Source organism: Bacillus sp. Root920, assembly GCF_001429445.1.
Classification (GTDB): domain Bacteria; phylum Bacillota; class Bacilli; order Bacillales; family Bacillaceae; genus Bacillus; species Bacillus safensis.
The window spans coordinates 1,439,785-1,454,349 of the sequence record NZ_LMJV01000001.1; the positions used below are offsets into that span (position 1 = coordinate 1,439,785).

The window sequence follows — 14,565 nt, forward strand, 5'->3', positions numbered from 1 at the left end:
CAAAAATGAATAAAGATAGACTAGACACGAAAACGAACATTGATATCGAAATGACTGGAGGAAACATACATGCAAAAGCTTTGCAGGGAAGTCTGGATCGAGGTCAATCTTGACGCGATTAAAAGAAATATTGAAGCCATTCAAGCGCATATTCCAAGGAAAAGTAAGATCATGGCTGTCGTAAAGGCGAATGCTTATGGACACGGTTCAGTTGAAGTAGCGCGGCAGGCACTAGAAAGCGGTGCGACAGAGCTTGCGGTTGCCAGCTTGGAAGAAGGCATTGTATTGCGGAGAGCAAAAATTGAAGCACCGATTCTGGTCCTTGGATTTACCCCGCTCGACTGTGTGAAAAGGGCTGCAGCCTGGAGAATTGACCTATCCGGCCTTCGAGAAGACTGGATTGTTCAAGCAAATGAGATCTTAGCGGAAGAAGAAAGTCAGCATCGCCTTGGGATTCATATCAATGTTGACACAGGGATGGGACGATTAGGTGTACGGACAAAGGAAGAGCTGTTAGAGGTGGTAGAGGCGCTTGAAAAGAGTGAAAACCTGAGGTGGGATGGAATATTTACGCATTTCTCCACTGCGGATGAGCCTGACCCTGATTTCACACTGCTGCAGCACAGCATTTTTATTGATTTTCTTCGTTTCTTAAAAAAACAAGGCATTACACTGCCCACAGTACATATGAACAATACAGCGGCTGCTATCGCGTTTCCTGAATTTAGCGCAGATATGATTCGGCTCGGCATCGGGCTATATGGACTGTACCCTTCGCAATACATTGAGAGTTTAGATGCTGTTCAGCTAGAGCCCGCTCTCAGTTTAAAAGCAAGGATTGCGTTCGTGAAGGAAATGGTGACAAAGCCAAGAACCGTCAGCTATGGGGCAACCTATGTAGCAAAACCTGATGAAGTGATAGCAACCATACCAATAGGTTATGCAGATGGGTACTCACGTGCTTTATCCAATCGAGGATTCATGCTTTTCCGAGGAAAACGAATGCCGATTGCTGGCCGCGTCACAATGGATATGACCATGATCAGTTTAGGAGAAATGAAAGCAAAGCAAGGCGAAGAAGTCGTCATATATGGTCGTCAAAAGGGCGGAGAAATTTCTGTCGATGAAATCGCCGAAATGCTCAATACGATCAACTACGAAGTCATTGCCACCTTAAGCCGCCGCGTCCCAAGGTTTTATCGTCGCGGCGGAAAGATTATTAAAATATCGACACCGGTGATGTATGTGTGAGGATTTCATCAAGAAAATGGATCAATAATAACCTTTAATGATAAAAAAAGTAAAAACAAGGACGATAAAAGGAGGGAATGTCATGAACTGGAGGAAGAAAAAATGAAAAAAAGGTTTTTACTATTTATCTTGGTACTTCTTTTAATAAGTACCATTAGTCCATTCAAAGCGAATGCAGCTCAAAATTCAACTGGATGGACGAAACGAGCTGATTTACCAGAAGAACGTATTAATGCTGGTGTGGGAGTTGTTGATGGAAAGATCTATGTGTTTGGTGGAGCAAGTGAAAAAAATAAATTAAACAACCAAACTTTTATGTATGACCCTAAGAAAGATGTGTGGGAAGAGAAAGCAAGTATGCCAAGATATAGAACAGGTGGAACATATGCTACTGTAGGTAAAAAAATCTATTTAATAGGCGGGATTAACGAAGATACTAAAGTAGCTTATAATACGATTGATATTTATGATGCAGAACTTGATCAGTGGGCTGAAGAACCGATTCAAATTCCAAGAGATCCTGTATTTTCAGCTTATAGCAAGGGAACTTTGTACGCAGTTGCAGTGAAAGAGAATATATATATTGTCTCTTCAAAAAACTCTTATAAAAATAATGTCTATCAATTCAATACTGCCACTGGTGAATGGAAGAGCTTGGACTCATCGGCTTTACCATCTCGAAATGGGAGAGCCATTTCTGCAATTGACGGCAAAATATATGTTGCAGGTGGAGAAAATTCGATTGGGCATAGTAGAGAAAGATCTTTGTTCCAGTATGATATTACAACAGATAAATGGAGTAAATTAAAAGATAGTGACTTAACTTCATATGTATTTGAACCAGCCTACGAAACATATAATGAGAAATTCTTCGTTATTGGTGGACAGCGGACTGGTGATCGTTCAAGTGAAATGCTGAATAAAGTTCAAATTTTCAATCCGAAAGATGGTCAATTTAAAAATTCAGCGTATGATTTACCAGAAGGTAGAGTATCAGCTGTCGCCGCAATAGTTGATGATCAATTGTATGTCATTGGCGGACGTAACTATTCATATTATATGGGGAATTTTTCTGCAAAAAGTGATTACAAATCAGTGATTTCTATTCCATTAAGTGACTTGCAAATAACTGAAGATGAAGCAAAGCCAGATGAAGATGCAACAGAAGAACCAAAAGATCAGGACGGAACAAAACCTGTTGATGGGTCTACGGAAGAACCGAAAGATCAGGACGGAACAAAACCTGGTGATGGATCCACGGAAGAACCGAAAGATCAAGATGGAACAAAACCTGGTGATGGATCCACGGAAGAACCGAAAGATCAAGATGGAACAAAACCTGGTGATGGATCCACGGAAGAACCGAAAGATCAGGACGGGACAAAACCTGGTGAAGAAGCAACAAAAGGTATACTTTCAATTACGATGATAAATGGGCTTCAAAAGGATTATTTGCTTTCAATGAAAGAAATCAACGATTTTCTTAACTGGTATAAAGAAAGAAGCTTTGGAATTGGTATGAACTTCTATGAAATCAATGATGAACACAATAAAGGTCCTTTCACAAGTAAGAAGGATTATGTCGTGTACCAAAATATCTTAATGTTTGATATCAAGCAATACTGAAATTCATAAATTGTAAAGCTGCTGATAAGAGATCAGCAGCTTTTATTTTGATAAAATTGTTAAAATTAGGATCAACGTCATGAAAAAATAAGATATTTTTTAAAAAATCTGCTAAACATCCTATAAACAAATCCGATAATAGAATTGTCAGGGTTGATAAGCCCTAGAATAAAGGACTTTTTTCAGACAAGGACGTCTGTTAGGTCCCACATACATGGAGGTAATAGGAAATGAGAATTAACCACAATATCGCAGCGCTTAACACATTAAACCGTTTGTCTGCAAACAACGGTGCGAGCCAAAAGAACATGGAGAAACTTTCTTCTGGTCTTAAAATCAACCGTGCAGGAGATGACGCAGCAGGTCTTGCAATCTCTGAAAAAATGCGTGGACAAATCCGCGGATTAGAAATGGCTTCTAAAAACGCACAAGACGGTATCTCTCTTATCCAAACAGCTGAAGGTGCATTGACTGAAACTCATTCAATCCTTCAACGTGTTCGTGAACTAGTTGTACAAGCTGGAAACACTGGTACACAAGATGCTGCTACAGATCTTAAAGCAATCCAAGAAGAAATCAAAGCACTTGTTGAAGAAGTAGGTGGAGAAGCAGGTAGTAAAGGGATTGCTGACCGTACTCAATTTAACGGTAAAAACCTTTTAGATGGTACTTTTGCTACTGATAAACTTACATTCCAAATTGGCGCAAATTCTGGTCAACAATTAAGTGTAAACATTGATAGTATGAAAGCTGCTGATTTAGGTAGTGCTACTGTAAAAATTAGCGATATTGATGTAACTGATTTTGCTACTACATCTTTTGATAATCAACTTGATGGTGTGGATGCTGCAATTAACCTAGTTTCATCTCAACGTGCTAAACTTGGTGCAGTCCAAAACCGTCTAGAGCACACAATCAACAACCTTGGTGCATCTTCTGAAAACTTAACAGCTGCTGAGTCTCGTATCCGTGACGTTGACATGGCGAAAGAAATGAGTGAGTTCACTAAGAACAACATTCTTTCTCAAGCGTCTCAAGCAATGCTTGCACAAGCGAACCAACAACCACAAAACGTACTTCAATTACTACGTTAATGAAAGGCCCCTTGATGGGGCTTTTTTTTATGTTGTTTTTTCTTCGAATTTCCTCCAGTCTTATGATTCTTAAATCCCTCTGATAAATCATGAAAAATGACCTTTAAATTTGGCATACTCTAGCGAAACGATCATAGTGAATGAGACTTTTTTCTTATTTATTCCTTTTTTGTTAAACATATTCCATTAAAGTTCGATAAATGGATTGTAAGGCTTACAAAAAAATTCTAATTTAGAACTTTTGGATAAGGACGTCCAATTGGTTCAAACACACGGAGGTCATTTAACATGAGAATTAACCACAATATCGCAGCACTTAACACACTGAACCGTTTGTCTGCAAACAATGGAGCAGGGCAAAAGAACATGGAGAAGCTTTCTTCTGGTCTTAAAATCAACCGTGCAGGAGATGACGCAGCAGGTCTAGCAATCTCTGAAAAAATGCGTGGACAAATCCGCGGATTAGAAATGGCGACGAAAAATGCACAAGACGGTATTTCTCTTATTCAAACAGCTGAGGGAGCATTGACTGAAACTCACTCAATCCTTCAACGTGTTCGTGAACTAGTGGTTCAAGCTGGAAACACAGGTACTCAGGATGATACAGATTTAGGTGCGATTCAAGAAGAAATTGATGCATTAGTTCAAGAAATTGGTAACGGTACAGATAAGAACGGTATTTCTGACCGTACTGAATTCAACGGAAAGAAACTTCTTGACGGCACTTTTGCTGCTGAGCCAGAAGGTGGAGAAGCGAAAAAACTTACTTTCCAAATTGGAGCTAACGGTGCGCAGCAACTATCAGTTCATATTGAAGCAATGTCTGCTGATAAACTTGGAGTTGAGGATAAAACAGTTTCTACTATTAAAGTAACTGATTTCGCCGAAATTGCAGCAGATGAAGAAGGTGGATTTAACGACCAATTAGCAATTATTGATGGAGCCATCAAACAAGTTTCAGATCAGCGTTCTAAACTTGGTGCAGTCCAAAACCGTCTAGAGCACACAATCAATAACCTTGGTGCTTCTGCTGAAAACTTAACAGCTGCTGAGTCTCGTATTCGTGACGTTGACATGGCGAAAGAAATGAGTGAGTTCACAAAGAACAACATTCTTTCTCAAGCATCTCAAGCAATGTTAGCGCAAGCAAACCAGCAGCCGCAAAACGTACTTCAATTATTACGTTAATGAAAAAGCCCCCTTTAAAGGGGCTTTTTTTTGTTTCAATCGAATGACAGCAAGTGCTCTAGACGAAAATCAGGAACCGCTTCATGGAAAAAAGCTCGGTTGCCTTCATCGTTCTTTTGATCCCATTGCTTCCACCATTCGGCGGTTTCTCCTGAGGTGTCAGCTTGAATCATGTCGTTCAGCTGTTCTAAGTTGATGATTTCTCTCGGTTCTGTTAAAAAAGAATGCATCCGGTGATACGCTTCAAGTTGTTTAGGCTGTTTTGTGACAATGGCGTATTGTACGTAGCGATTTAAAAATTCCTGTACGAACGTCAAGTGGGGGATGGTTGTTTCTCCTTTTAACTCGACACCGTCCCACGCCATATCAGCAATTGCACAAAGCCACCAGCCAAGTTCACTCGCTTGCTGCATTTGTTGTAATGTGTCCTTTTCAAAAGACAGCCACTCATTTTTTTGTGCGTGTTTGAGCATACGGTGAAGTGTTTGTGCTTCGAGGGCTGCCTTTGTCATGCCCTGCCCATGAATGGGATCTAACGTACACAAGGCATCGCCCATCACCAATAATCCACTTGGCCAATCCTGCATGTGTTCATAGTGATGTCTCACGCAAGAAGGAACTCTAAATCCTTTTGGTTTTGTAAAGGGCGTTAAATGGGTGATGGCTTCTGCTATCGCTGGATGGGTCAGTGCAGCGGTTTCTGAATCAAATTGATCTGCATCCGTTGTGGGATAATGTGAACCGCCAGCTGCAGAAAGAAGCACAGCTACTAAATCATGATCTACCCGTTCAAACAGCCCTGTTGGGATTTGCTTGTCTGGCTGGCCAACTACAACCATTGATTGCAGGGGTGGCGCACCTGATGGTATTTGATAATATCTTGTGCTGTAGCCTAGAAACACACTTAACTCATCAGTCTGTGGCAAGGTTAATCCAGCGTCTTTCAACCATTTTGGCAACTTAGACATTCTTCCAGACGTATCGATCACTAAGTCTGCTTTCATTTCATGAAGGCTGCCAGGTTTTACTTGCCGGTTCTTCACGATGAGCCCCATGACCTGATTTGTTCCCTCTTTAAACTGAAGGGAGATAGCTTCATGTTTTTCTAAAAACTGCACATGTTCCTCTTTTACCATTCTTTGCATCAGCACCCACTCTAGCATCGCGCGTCTTGTAACGGCGGTTTCTTCTGTATCAGTGAGCGTTAACTCGCCATCTTTTGTGATAAATCGAGAGGTTTGATGCATGGTATTAAATCCGCCCATTACCAGTAACTCTTTTGTATAACCAGGAAATAGACGTTCAACGATTTGCTTGCCAAGTGGCAGCATTCTATGTGGATGAAAGGCTTGAGGAGTGCCGAGACGATTCTCAGGAGAGTCTGGCAGTTCATCCTTTTCAATAATTAAGACTTGATGATAATATGTTGATAAAACTTTTGCAGCGAGCATCCCGGTGATACCTCCGCCAATGACGATTGCCCGCTCATATTTCATGGGTTGTTTCACAACATGCGCCTCCAATGAATACACAAAATGGTTACATGACCATTTCGTCATATGTCGATTCATTAATTATAGCAAATTTACGTTTGAATATAGAAAGGAAAAGTACTTCTTTTTACTCGTAAATATGAAGAATTTCTTCTAATCATCATCATTATTTTTAAAAAGTAACTATTAAATTAAGAAGAACGACCGATAAACTATATAAGGGGGTAGAGAAATTGGATATACTACAGAGTATTGTGACAGCAGCACCTTATATGATGCAGATTTTAAAAAACGAAGTGACGATGGGTGTCATTGATCGAGAGAAATTCTTGCTGTATTTGCCATCGAAAGATGTGGATTTTCAAATTCGTGCTGGAGAACCCATTAAACCAGATGATTTAAATATGAAAAAAGCGCTCAGAGGTGAAACATCAAGTACGTTTGTACCTGAATCGGTCTATGGAATACCGTTAAATGCAATGGGTTTGCCAATTTTTGATGAAAATCAACAAGTTATTGGTGCACTCGCTTTAGGTTTTCCGCTTAAAAATCAATTAGAGCTTGAAGCGTATATGGAGTCATTAAATGACATCATTCATAGTATTCAAGAAAAGGTGCATGTGGTGGCGGCGCATTCGGAGGAGCTTTCTGCGACAAGTGAGGAAATGACCTTACAAACGCAGCAAACACTTGAAAGCTCGAAAAAAACATCTGATATTACAAAAATGATTAAGGGCATTTCGAAACAAACGAGTTTGCTGGGATTGAATGCGTCAATCGAAGCAGCCAGGGCAGGAAAAGAGGGGGCTGGATTTAGTGTTGTAGCCAGTGAGGTTCAAAAGCTTTCAAGTGAAACTTCACGTGCAACAGAAAATATTGAAAGTTCACTGCAAGGAATTTCCTCTAATATACATACATTACTTGAGAGTATGGATCATATGAAAGGTTCATCATCAGAGCAGGCTTTACTTGTGACAGAGTTTAGTGAAATTGTGGAACGACTGACGAGCGTAAGTAAAGAAATGAAAGAATTCATGCAGCATGTGATGTCAACGTAAAAAACGAATCTAAGAGGGATTCGTTTTTTTGATACGCTATTTTCATTTGTTCCGGTCAAAGCGATAATCGTATGTTTCTCCTTTTACCACATTTAAAAATTCATGCCCAATTTGAACAAGCTGTCCATTTTTCCATTTGATGAGAGGGTCTTTGTCAGGGTATTTCCAGTAAATCGTTTTCTTTCGGTGGGTGAGTTTGTTTTCAATTTCTGCTCTAACTGCGTTCTCCTTTAGTTTCCCTCCGCTATGTCGATAGGTGTTGATGATATATGTTCCGTCAGGTGATGTCATCGAGCGGATAAAGGTTCCGTGAGATACGCCTTGAAGAGAAAAGCATTTCCAGTAAATGATGCCAGCGAAGCTAAGGATTAAGATGACAAAGGTGATGGTGGTTTTCTTTTTTAACATGAATTCCTCCAGATGTAGATCACAATATTTCTAATTTATGAGAGAGAATGCAAAAAGATTCATATAGTCCAAAAGTTCTATTCATTTCAATTATCGGTCATTTTTTCTCAAAATTCAACAGATAGCCGAAAAGATAAGGAAAATTTAAGGATGTATTAAGTCGATAGGTCATGCGAAATCCCTTTACAAAAGAATTTAAGATCAATAGACTTATGCTCATATAGAGAAATGGGGAAGATGGAATGACGCAAATCATTGATACATATCAAAGTTATGAAGAGCTTTCCGCTCATGAAAGAGAGGGAATCGACTATCAAATTCTTCACGAGCGGAAAGGAGATCAGCTTTTGGTTTTGTCCCCTCATGCTGGGGGAATTGAATCTGGCGTGAGTGAGCTCATTCATGAAATCGCAAGTGATGATTCTATGTATTTATTTGAAGGCCTTAAAGTGAAAGGCAATCATGTGCTTCATATTACAAGCACACGTTTCAATGAGCCGGTCTGCCTTTCTCTAGTGCATGCCCATCATTACACGTTTGCGCTCCATGGCTACGGGGAAACGGAGGTGCTTCAAACATTAGTGGGCGGGACAGACAGAGAAAAAGCGGCAGAAACAGTGAAACGTTTAACGCTTAATGGATTTCCCGCAGTGCTGCTATCTGAATCTGATCGCTATTCTGGAACACATCCTCACAATATTAATAATCAATGTCTGACCGGAAAAAGTGTACAACTTGAAATCAGTCAGGCGCAAAGAAGAGCATTCTTTCAAGACTTCAGACGGCGCTATCGCCGTGAAACGCAAAATGAGCAATTTTATCGGTACACAAATGTACTCAAGCAAGTATTAAATCTTTATGGATAAACCCTGTCGCCCTATGCAGAAGAGGCTTACGTTTGATAAACAGCTTCTTTTTCCGCGACCTTCTCGGCTTTCATTAAATAAGATGTAAACTCTTGTTGGAAGCGAATGCCTGCTTTCCGCTGTTCGAACAAGGCGAGCCGCTTTTCAGCGAAAGCCCAGGTGACGTGAAATGTTTGCGCAATGTGCAAAATGGCTTGCTGCCGAAGGTTTGGAAGCTTCATTTGCATCAGCATAAAGGTCGGCACACAAAAGTGATACATGAATTGTTTAGCCTGAAACTCTTGCAGTTCTCGAAAGAGTTTGTGCATCTTGAAATGGTTGCCTGCATGCTTCAGCACATGACAAAGCTCGTGGGCAAAATCCTGCCATTGTTCCTCTGACGATAGAGATCTGTTTAATATAATACTGTAAAGACCTTGATGTTTGATCATCATGCTGCCAGTATCCTCATAGTGGACCCATACATGAAATTCAGAAGCGATCCTTTGCATGTCCCTATAAGCAGGACCGCTTATTTGTAATTTGGCATATAACCGCTTAATCTCTTCTTCTAAATGGGTTAAAAAACCAGTCATTTAAAAACCTCCAAGCAAACGTATGTTCTGTTTTTGGCGTAAAAGAAAAGTCCATATAGGACTAAATAGCTAATGAAGCTATTACTTACTTTTAATATCGGCTTATTTTTAACAATTTTAACATAAAATCAAGGAAAAATGGAATTAATTCCTGTTTTTTTCTTCATTTTTGCGTTTTCCATTACTAAAAAGAGTGGATTGAATTCAAATTTTACCATAGTCTTATCACTAAAACAAACACAAGTTGTCTTACGAACGCCACCAATTGATGAGAAAGATCAATTCAATTTAGAAAAAGGGAGTGCAGAACATGGTAGAAATTTATCAAGATTTTATTCCAGTTGGAAACGGGAACCGCCCAGGATACGCCATGACACCGATGTATGTGACGGTGCATAACACAGCAAACACGTCAAAGGGAGCGGATGCAAAAAGTCATGCGGCATATGTGAAACGCCCAACGACAGCGGAAAGCTGGCACTTTACAGTGGATGATCATGAAATCTTTCAGCATCTGCCGTTAAATGAAAATGGCTGGCATGCAGGGGACGGAAATGGAAATGGGAACAGAAAGTCGATCGGGATTGAAATTTGTGAAAATGAAGATGGGAATTTCCAGCAAGCGGTCAAACATGCGCAATGGCTCATTCAAAAGCTGCTGAAAGAGCATAATATTCCACTAGCGAATGTGGTCACACATCAGCACTGGTCTGGAAAAGCATGTCCGCGTCTGCTTCTCGCTACATGGGATGAATTTAAAAAAGGAATTGAAACGGCAGGAGACCCTGAAACGGTCATCACGTATGTCGTCAAAAGCGGGGATACGTTAACGAGTATTGCCAAAGCTCATGACGTCACAGTTCAAGATCTTCAGAAGTGGAATAACATTAGCGACCCGAACAAGATTCAAATTGGACAGGTTCTCAAAATTTATCGAAATGATGGAAAAATGATGTATGAGCTGCCAGATGGGATTTTAAAGGTGACTTCGCCTCTAACGAAGGGAGAGCACGTACGCCTCGTCCAAAAAGCGCTTGCTGCTGTTTATTTTTACCCTGATAAATCGGCTGCAGATAAAGGCATCGATGGTGTTTACGGAGAAAAAACGGCGAATGCCGTAGCGCGCTTTCAGCTGGTGAACGGTCTGACAAGTGATGGGGTATACGGTCCTAAAACGAAGGAGAAGCTGCTTAAACTGTTAAATCAGTGAGTGTTTCTGTTTGTATGATTGGATGGCTGTTTCACTCTTTTCAATTAAACGCTTAGTATATGGGGACGGCTGATATTCGGCAAACTGAACATATCTCAGTTGTTTGATTTTCTTTTTCATTTTGGCACCTCAATCGTTGCAGCGTATAGTGTATTGTATGCAAGTCTATGTGAAAATGGAAGCAGGACGCGGATTTCGTTCCGCGTCCTTTAGTGTAATCAAGCCTTTTTATTTTTATACTCATCCAGAAGCTGTTCATTCTTTTTAAAAATTCGCTCAGTATGGGGGCTTACCTTATAATCGGCCATACTGATATGGCGTTTTTTCTTTAAAATCTTAAAAGGGTTTTTCTTAGGATTGTTGTTATCCCCTTGAAGTGCGTGGTCCATCTTCATCACCTTCCTCTTCGTCAGGCAAGATTAGGTCATAAATTGTTGTAAGTGATGTCATTAATAAATAGTCGAACTCCGTGACAATCTCATCGGAGGTGAGCTTAATGACAAAATGAGCATCTGCTACAGAAAATGGGATGAGCACCAAATGACCGAAATCATCGTAATATACTTCCTGCCTGTCAAGCTTCGCCTGAATAAGAGCCCGCTGGTCAAGTGTCCGAAGCAGGTCGTCTTTTTGTTCCTGCATATCGTATGGACAAAGCACCGCTTGAATATTCATCTTGTCGGCAAAAGAATAAATCAGCCGCTCAATTCCCTCTATATATGCCTCTACACTTCCATAATATACATGGATCGGTTCATTTTTCAATAGGTATTGGTACGTTTTTAGTTTATTGAGGTAAGAATGAAGCAGATCGTTATTTTGTTCAAGGAGTTGATGGGTGTCGGTTTCCAGCTCATGATTTCCGAGTTTCTTAATATAGGAGCTAAGAAAGATGAAGGCATCAGTTAATGCGAAAAATACGGCAATGATCAAGTAGTGCATCCAATCGGTGAAGATAGAAGAAGGGTCATTTGTCCAGTACACAACAGCACCCGCTACATAAATCCAATACCACGTTTTACGAATGGCAAACATCTTTTCTTTTACTTTTTGTTCAAAGCGCCAAACTGCAAATACATACACTGCAAGAGCACCTAGCAATAACCATACAGTCAATTGAAAAAATAATAGCATGTTCTTCTCTCCCATAGACAGATGAATACTTGTTTATTTCTATGGATATGATTGGAAACCCTGCTTCATGAAAAAATGTCCTGCAGGAAAAGGGTTTTAAGTGTGCGGGCAAATAAAAAAAGACCTGTTAGACAGGTCTTTGATATTAGAGAATCGCATTTAACACAAAGTATATAAGAGCTCCTAGAGTTCCTGAAATCGGTAATGTAATCACCCAAGTGACAAGCATACGTTTTGCCGTACCCCAGTTAACCCCTTTGACTCTGTGTGCAGAACCTACACCTAGAATAGAAGACGAGATAACGTGAGTCGTACTAACAGGTAAGTGAATAAACGTCGCACCGAAGATAATAGCTGCACCCGTTAAGTCGGCAGATACTCCGTTTACTGGACGAATTTTCATAATTTTACCGCCGACTGTTTTGATAATCTTCCAGCCGCCGATAGAAGTACCGAGTCCCATTGCAAGCGCACAAGAGAATTGTACCCAGAAAGGAATGTCGTCTGTTGTATGCAAATTACCTGCAATTAAAGCCATCGTAATAATTCCCATCGCTTTTTGCGCATCGTTTGTCCCATGGGTATACGATTGCAGTGCAGCTGTTAAAATTTGAACACGTCGGAATTGTTTATTTGTTTTTGCGAGATTGTTGTTTCTAAAAATAATTTTGATAATGGTATACACGATATATCCCAATACGAAAGCTAGGATAGGTGAAAGCAAAAGTGCTTGAATGATTTTAATGAATCCCGAATAGTTTAAAGCGCCAAAACCGGCAGAGGCAATAACCGCTCCTGCAATTGATCCGATTAATGCATGTGAAGAACTACTCGGAATCCCGTAATACCAAGTAAGCAAGTTCCATGTGATGGCCGCAATTAAAGCAGCCAAAATCACAACAGAGCCGTTTTGAAGTGTAAATGGATCTGCGATATCTTTTGTAATGGATTTTGCCACACCTGTAAATGTCATTGCTCCTAAGAAGTTCATGAACGCTGCCATGATGATCGCATGTCTAGGCTTTAATGCCTTCGTTGAAACTGAAGTCGCAATGGCATTTGCTGTATCGTGGAACCCGTTAATGAAATCAAAAGCAAGTGCACAAATGACAATAAGTATGGTAAGGATGAGTAATGTGTCCATGTTTAACTAACCCCGTTACGCATTCTTCATAATGATTGTTTCTAGATTGTTGGCAACACTTTGACAGGAATCAGCGATTTCTTCAAGTGTTTCGTAAATTTCTTTGTATTGAATCACTTTAATTGGATCTGTTTCTTTTCCAAACAAGTTCTTTAATGATTTACGATGAAGATTGTCACAATTATGTTCAATCTCTTTGATCTTGATTGCGTGCGGATGAATATCTTTCAAGCGATTTTCAGCTAGTAGATCAATTGTGATTAAAATTTCTTTCGCACACTCTCTGATGTAGTGGCTGAATTTGTCGATATGTTCGTCAGAGCTTGTAATTGAGTAAATTTCTAATGTTGCGGAAAAATGCTCAATTCCATCTAAAACATCATCGAGGCTATTCGTCAATTGAAGAATGTCTTCACGTTCAATCGGTGTAATAAAGGCTTTGTTCAGCTCTTTAATCATGGTATGAACATGATTATCACCTTTTGTCTCATATTCCTTCAATGTGTCAGAAAATTCTTTCAGAGTGGTTTGATTTGTTACTTTATAGCTAACAAAATACTCAGCAGTTTCATCTAAATTTTTAGCAATTTCCGTTAACAAGACGGAAAACTTGTCTTTTTTCCTTTTTAACATGTAAAAACCCTCCATTGTATAAATGAGACAATGCACACATCAAATAATTATATATTCTTTTGTCGAAAAAAAACAGGTGTAGTCGAAAATTTCTTCACTTTTTCTATTTGATCTTATTCTGACCTAAAGATGTGATCTCAACACACCTTTTTCTAAAAGGGGAAAAGCAACGAAAAAAGCGGGCCATATTTGGCGCCGCTTAAAGGCTAAGAAGCTGAATGAATCAGCTTAAACCGTTCACAAACAAGAAGCATATCCTCTTTGAATTCTAAACTGTATGATTGGAGTGCTTCTGTGAAAAATTCTTTATGTTCTCTGTACCAATAGTCATAAGATAAGTCGCCTTCACCCTCTGCTTGTGCAAATGATACGGGGACTTCATTCATTGGCATAACATCAACATGTGTAATTTCAATGATGGCTTTTGGTTCTTCTTGGCTGTCCAAAATGACCGCATATTGTCCGGGTTGTGGAAGCGGCTCCTGTTCCTTTTCATAAAAAAGGTGTCCAGAACAAGTGGCTGTTTTTTTTCCTTGCTTTACAAGATCAAGCAAATGATCAGGATCTGAGCCGAATGCCCACGCCGAAACAAACGCGTCATCAGGTGCTTTTTCTGATTTCTCTTTCCAATAGTCTTCCCAAAATAATCTGCATTTGTTGTTCAATGTTTTTCCCCCTCTTTGTTGTGTTTATTATACCTTGAAGCTGAATCGTTGGAAATGGTGTGTCTTTATTCCTAATAAGTGAGTGCGTCATATGTTTTGAAAAACAATGTTTGATTTGGGAAATGTAGGATGATAGGATGAAAATTTTTGAAATTTTAGAATAATCTATTGTATTCTGGTCAAGAAGTCGGTAAGGTCAAAGTAAGAATATGGAAGGGGT

16 protein-coding genes are annotated in these 14,565 nt (G+C 39.8%); 7 read left to right on the forward strand and 9 right to left on the reverse strand.

Annotation, left to right across the window (positions count from 1 at the left end; translation table 11 throughout):
• Positions 1-69: 69 nt before the first annotated feature.
• The 4 genes from alr to hag (ASE42_RS07000) all read left to right on the forward strand — a co-directional run bounded on the left by alr (position 70) and on the right by hag (ASE42_RS07000) (position 5,159).
• Positions 70-1,251, forward strand: a complete 1,182-nt coding sequence (gene alr, locus ASE42_RS06985) for an alanine racemase (protein ID WP_056766216.1) — start codon at positions 70-72, stop codon at positions 1,249-1,251.
• 102 nt (positions 1,252-1,353) lie between these two features.
• Positions 1,354-2,877: a kelch repeat-containing protein gene (locus ASE42_RS06990; protein WP_056766218.1), complete on the forward strand. Its 1,524-nt coding sequence runs from the start codon at positions 1,354-1,356 to the stop codon at positions 2,875-2,877.
• A 230-nt stretch (positions 2,878-3,107) separates the two neighbouring features.
• Complete coding sequence (hag, locus tag ASE42_RS06995) at positions 3,108-3,971, forward strand: flagellin Hag (RefSeq protein ID WP_056766221.1); 864 nt, start codon at positions 3,108-3,110, stop codon at positions 3,969-3,971.
• 288 nt (positions 3,972-4,259) lie between these two features.
• On the forward strand, positions 4,260-5,159 hold the full coding sequence (hag, locus tag ASE42_RS07000) for a flagellin Hag (RefSeq protein WP_034623420.1): 900 nt from the start codon (positions 4,260-4,262) through the stop codon (positions 5,157-5,159).
• Between the two features lie 35 nt (positions 5,160-5,194).
• Here the strand turns inward: hag (ASE42_RS07000) and ASE42_RS07005 are convergent, their stop codons facing one another.
• On the reverse strand, positions 5,195-6,667 hold the full coding sequence (locus ASE42_RS07005; protein ID WP_056766223.1) for an FAD-dependent oxidoreductase: 1,473 nt from the start codon (positions 6,665-6,667) through the stop codon (positions 5,195-5,197).
• Positions 6,668-6,885: 218 nt separating this feature from the next.
• Here ASE42_RS07005 and ASE42_RS07010 point away from each other — a divergent pair, with 218 nt between their 5' ends.
• Positions 6,886-7,710: a methyl-accepting chemotaxis protein gene (locus ASE42_RS07010; protein WP_024424965.1), complete on the forward strand. Its 825-nt coding sequence runs from the start codon at positions 6,886-6,888 to the stop codon at positions 7,708-7,710.
• Between the two features lie 42 nt (positions 7,711-7,752).
• Here ASE42_RS07010 and ASE42_RS07015 read toward each other — a convergent pair whose 3' ends face one another.
• Positions 7,753-8,118, reverse strand: coding sequence for a DUF5412 domain-containing protein (locus tag ASE42_RS07015; RefSeq protein ID WP_029706785.1), 366 nt, complete (start codon positions 8,116-8,118; stop codon positions 7,753-7,755).
• Positions 8,119-8,360: 242 nt separating this feature from the next.
• Between ASE42_RS07015 and ASE42_RS07020 the strand changes: the two genes are divergently transcribed.
• Complete coding sequence (locus ASE42_RS07020) at positions 8,361-8,984, forward strand: poly-gamma-glutamate hydrolase family protein (protein WP_024424964.1); 624 nt, start codon at positions 8,361-8,363, stop codon at positions 8,982-8,984.
• A gap of 26 nt (positions 8,985-9,010) precedes the next feature.
• Here ASE42_RS07020 and ASE42_RS07025 read toward each other — a convergent pair whose 3' ends face one another.
• Positions 9,011-9,559, reverse strand: coding sequence for an ImmA/IrrE family metallo-endopeptidase (locus ASE42_RS07025; RefSeq protein ID WP_024424963.1), 549 nt, complete (start codon positions 9,557-9,559; stop codon positions 9,011-9,013).
• Positions 9,560-9,869: 310 nt separating this feature from the next.
• On the opposite strand from ASE42_RS07025, the gene ASE42_RS07030 reads away from it, so the two are divergent.
• Positions 9,870-10,769: an N-acetylmuramoyl-L-alanine amidase gene (locus ASE42_RS07030; protein ID WP_024424962.1), complete on the forward strand. Its 900-nt coding sequence runs from the start codon at positions 9,870-9,872 to the stop codon at positions 10,767-10,769.
• On the opposite strand, the gene ASE42_RS19055 is transcribed toward ASE42_RS07030, so the two are convergent.
• From ASE42_RS19055 to ASE42_RS07055, 6 genes are all read right to left on the reverse strand, one after another.
• Positions 10,758-10,889: a type II toxin-antitoxin system SpoIISB family antitoxin gene (locus tag ASE42_RS19055; RefSeq protein ID WP_120207232.1), complete on the reverse strand. Its 132-nt coding sequence runs from the start codon at positions 10,887-10,889 to the stop codon at positions 10,758-10,760. The two genes, ASE42_RS07030 and ASE42_RS19055, sit on opposite strands and share 12 nt — an antisense overlap.
• 98 nt (positions 10,890-10,987) lie before the next feature.
• Positions 10,988-11,158: a type II toxin-antitoxin system SpoIISB family antitoxin gene (locus tag ASE42_RS07035; protein ID WP_024424961.1), complete on the reverse strand. Its 171-nt coding sequence runs from the start codon at positions 11,156-11,158 to the stop codon at positions 10,988-10,990.
• Positions 11,133-11,903 carry a type II toxin-antitoxin system SpoIISA family toxin gene (locus ASE42_RS07040; protein WP_024424960.1) on the reverse strand — a complete coding sequence of 257 codons (771 nt, stop codon included), beginning with the start codon at positions 11,901-11,903 and terminating at the stop codon, positions 11,133-11,135. Before ASE42_RS07040 ends, ASE42_RS07035 begins: the two co-directional genes overlap by 26 nt.
• 145 nt (positions 11,904-12,048) lie before the next feature.
• Positions 12,049-13,047: an inorganic phosphate transporter gene (locus ASE42_RS07045; RefSeq protein ID WP_017359158.1), complete on the reverse strand. Its 999-nt coding sequence runs from the start codon at positions 13,045-13,047 to the stop codon at positions 12,049-12,051.
• Positions 13,048-13,062: 15 nt separating this feature from the next.
• A complete protein-coding gene (locus ASE42_RS07050; protein WP_024426775.1) occupies positions 13,063-13,680 on the reverse strand; it encodes a DUF47 domain-containing protein in 618 nt (205 codons plus the stop codon).
• A gap of 206 nt (positions 13,681-13,886) precedes the next feature.
• The gene (locus ASE42_RS07055; protein ID WP_056766225.1) at positions 13,887-14,345 is read right to left on the reverse strand and encodes an ASCH domain-containing protein; all 459 of its coding nucleotides are present in this window, start codon (positions 14,343-14,345) and stop codon (positions 13,887-13,889) included.
• Positions 14,346-14,565 lie beyond the last annotated feature (220 nt).

Bases quoted from the DNA above. Each gene is read 5' to 3' on its own strand.
- ASE42_RS19055 (WP_120207232.1), bottom strand. From the start codon at position 10,889: ATGAAAAAGAAAATCAAACAACTGAGATATGTTCAGTTTGCCGAATAT.
- ASE42_RS07030 (WP_024424962.1), top strand. From the start codon at position 9,870: ATGGTAGAAATTTATCAAGATTTTATTCCAGTTGGAAACGGGAACCGC.
- ASE42_RS07035 (WP_024424961.1), bottom strand. From the start codon at position 11,158: ATGGACCACGCACTTCAAGGGGATAACAACAATCCTAAGAAAAACCCT.
- alr (WP_056766216.1), top strand. From the start codon at position 70: ATGCAAAAGCTTTGCAGGGAAGTCTGGATCGAGGTCAATCTTGACGCG.
- hag (WP_034623420.1), top strand. From the start codon at position 4,260: ATGAGAATTAACCACAATATCGCAGCACTTAACACACTGAACCGTTTG.
- ASE42_RS07015 (WP_029706785.1), bottom strand. From the start codon at position 8,118: ATGTTAAAAAAGAAAACCACCATCACCTTTGTCATCTTAATCCTTAGC.
- ASE42_RS07040 (WP_024424960.1), bottom strand. From the start codon at position 11,903: ATGCTATTATTTTTTCAATTGACTGTATGGTTATTGCTAGGTGCTCTT.
- ASE42_RS07025 (WP_024424963.1), bottom strand. From the start codon at position 9,559: ATGACTGGTTTTTTAACCCATTTAGAAGAAGAGATTAAGCGGTTATAT.
- ASE42_RS07050 (WP_024426775.1), bottom strand. From the start codon at position 13,680: ATGTTAAAAAGGAAAAAAGACAAGTTTTCCGTCTTGTTAACGGAAATT.
- ASE42_RS07020 (WP_024424964.1), top strand. From the start codon at position 8,361: ATGACGCAAATCATTGATACATATCAAAGTTATGAAGAGCTTTCCGCT.
- ASE42_RS06990 (WP_056766218.1), top strand. From the start codon at position 1,354: ATGAAAAAAAGGTTTTTACTATTTATCTTGGTACTTCTTTTAATAAGT.
- hag (WP_056766221.1), top strand. From the start codon at position 3,108: ATGAGAATTAACCACAATATCGCAGCGCTTAACACATTAAACCGTTTG.
- ASE42_RS07045 (WP_017359158.1), bottom strand. From the start codon at position 13,047: ATGGACACATTACTCATCCTTACCATACTTATTGTCATTTGTGCACTT.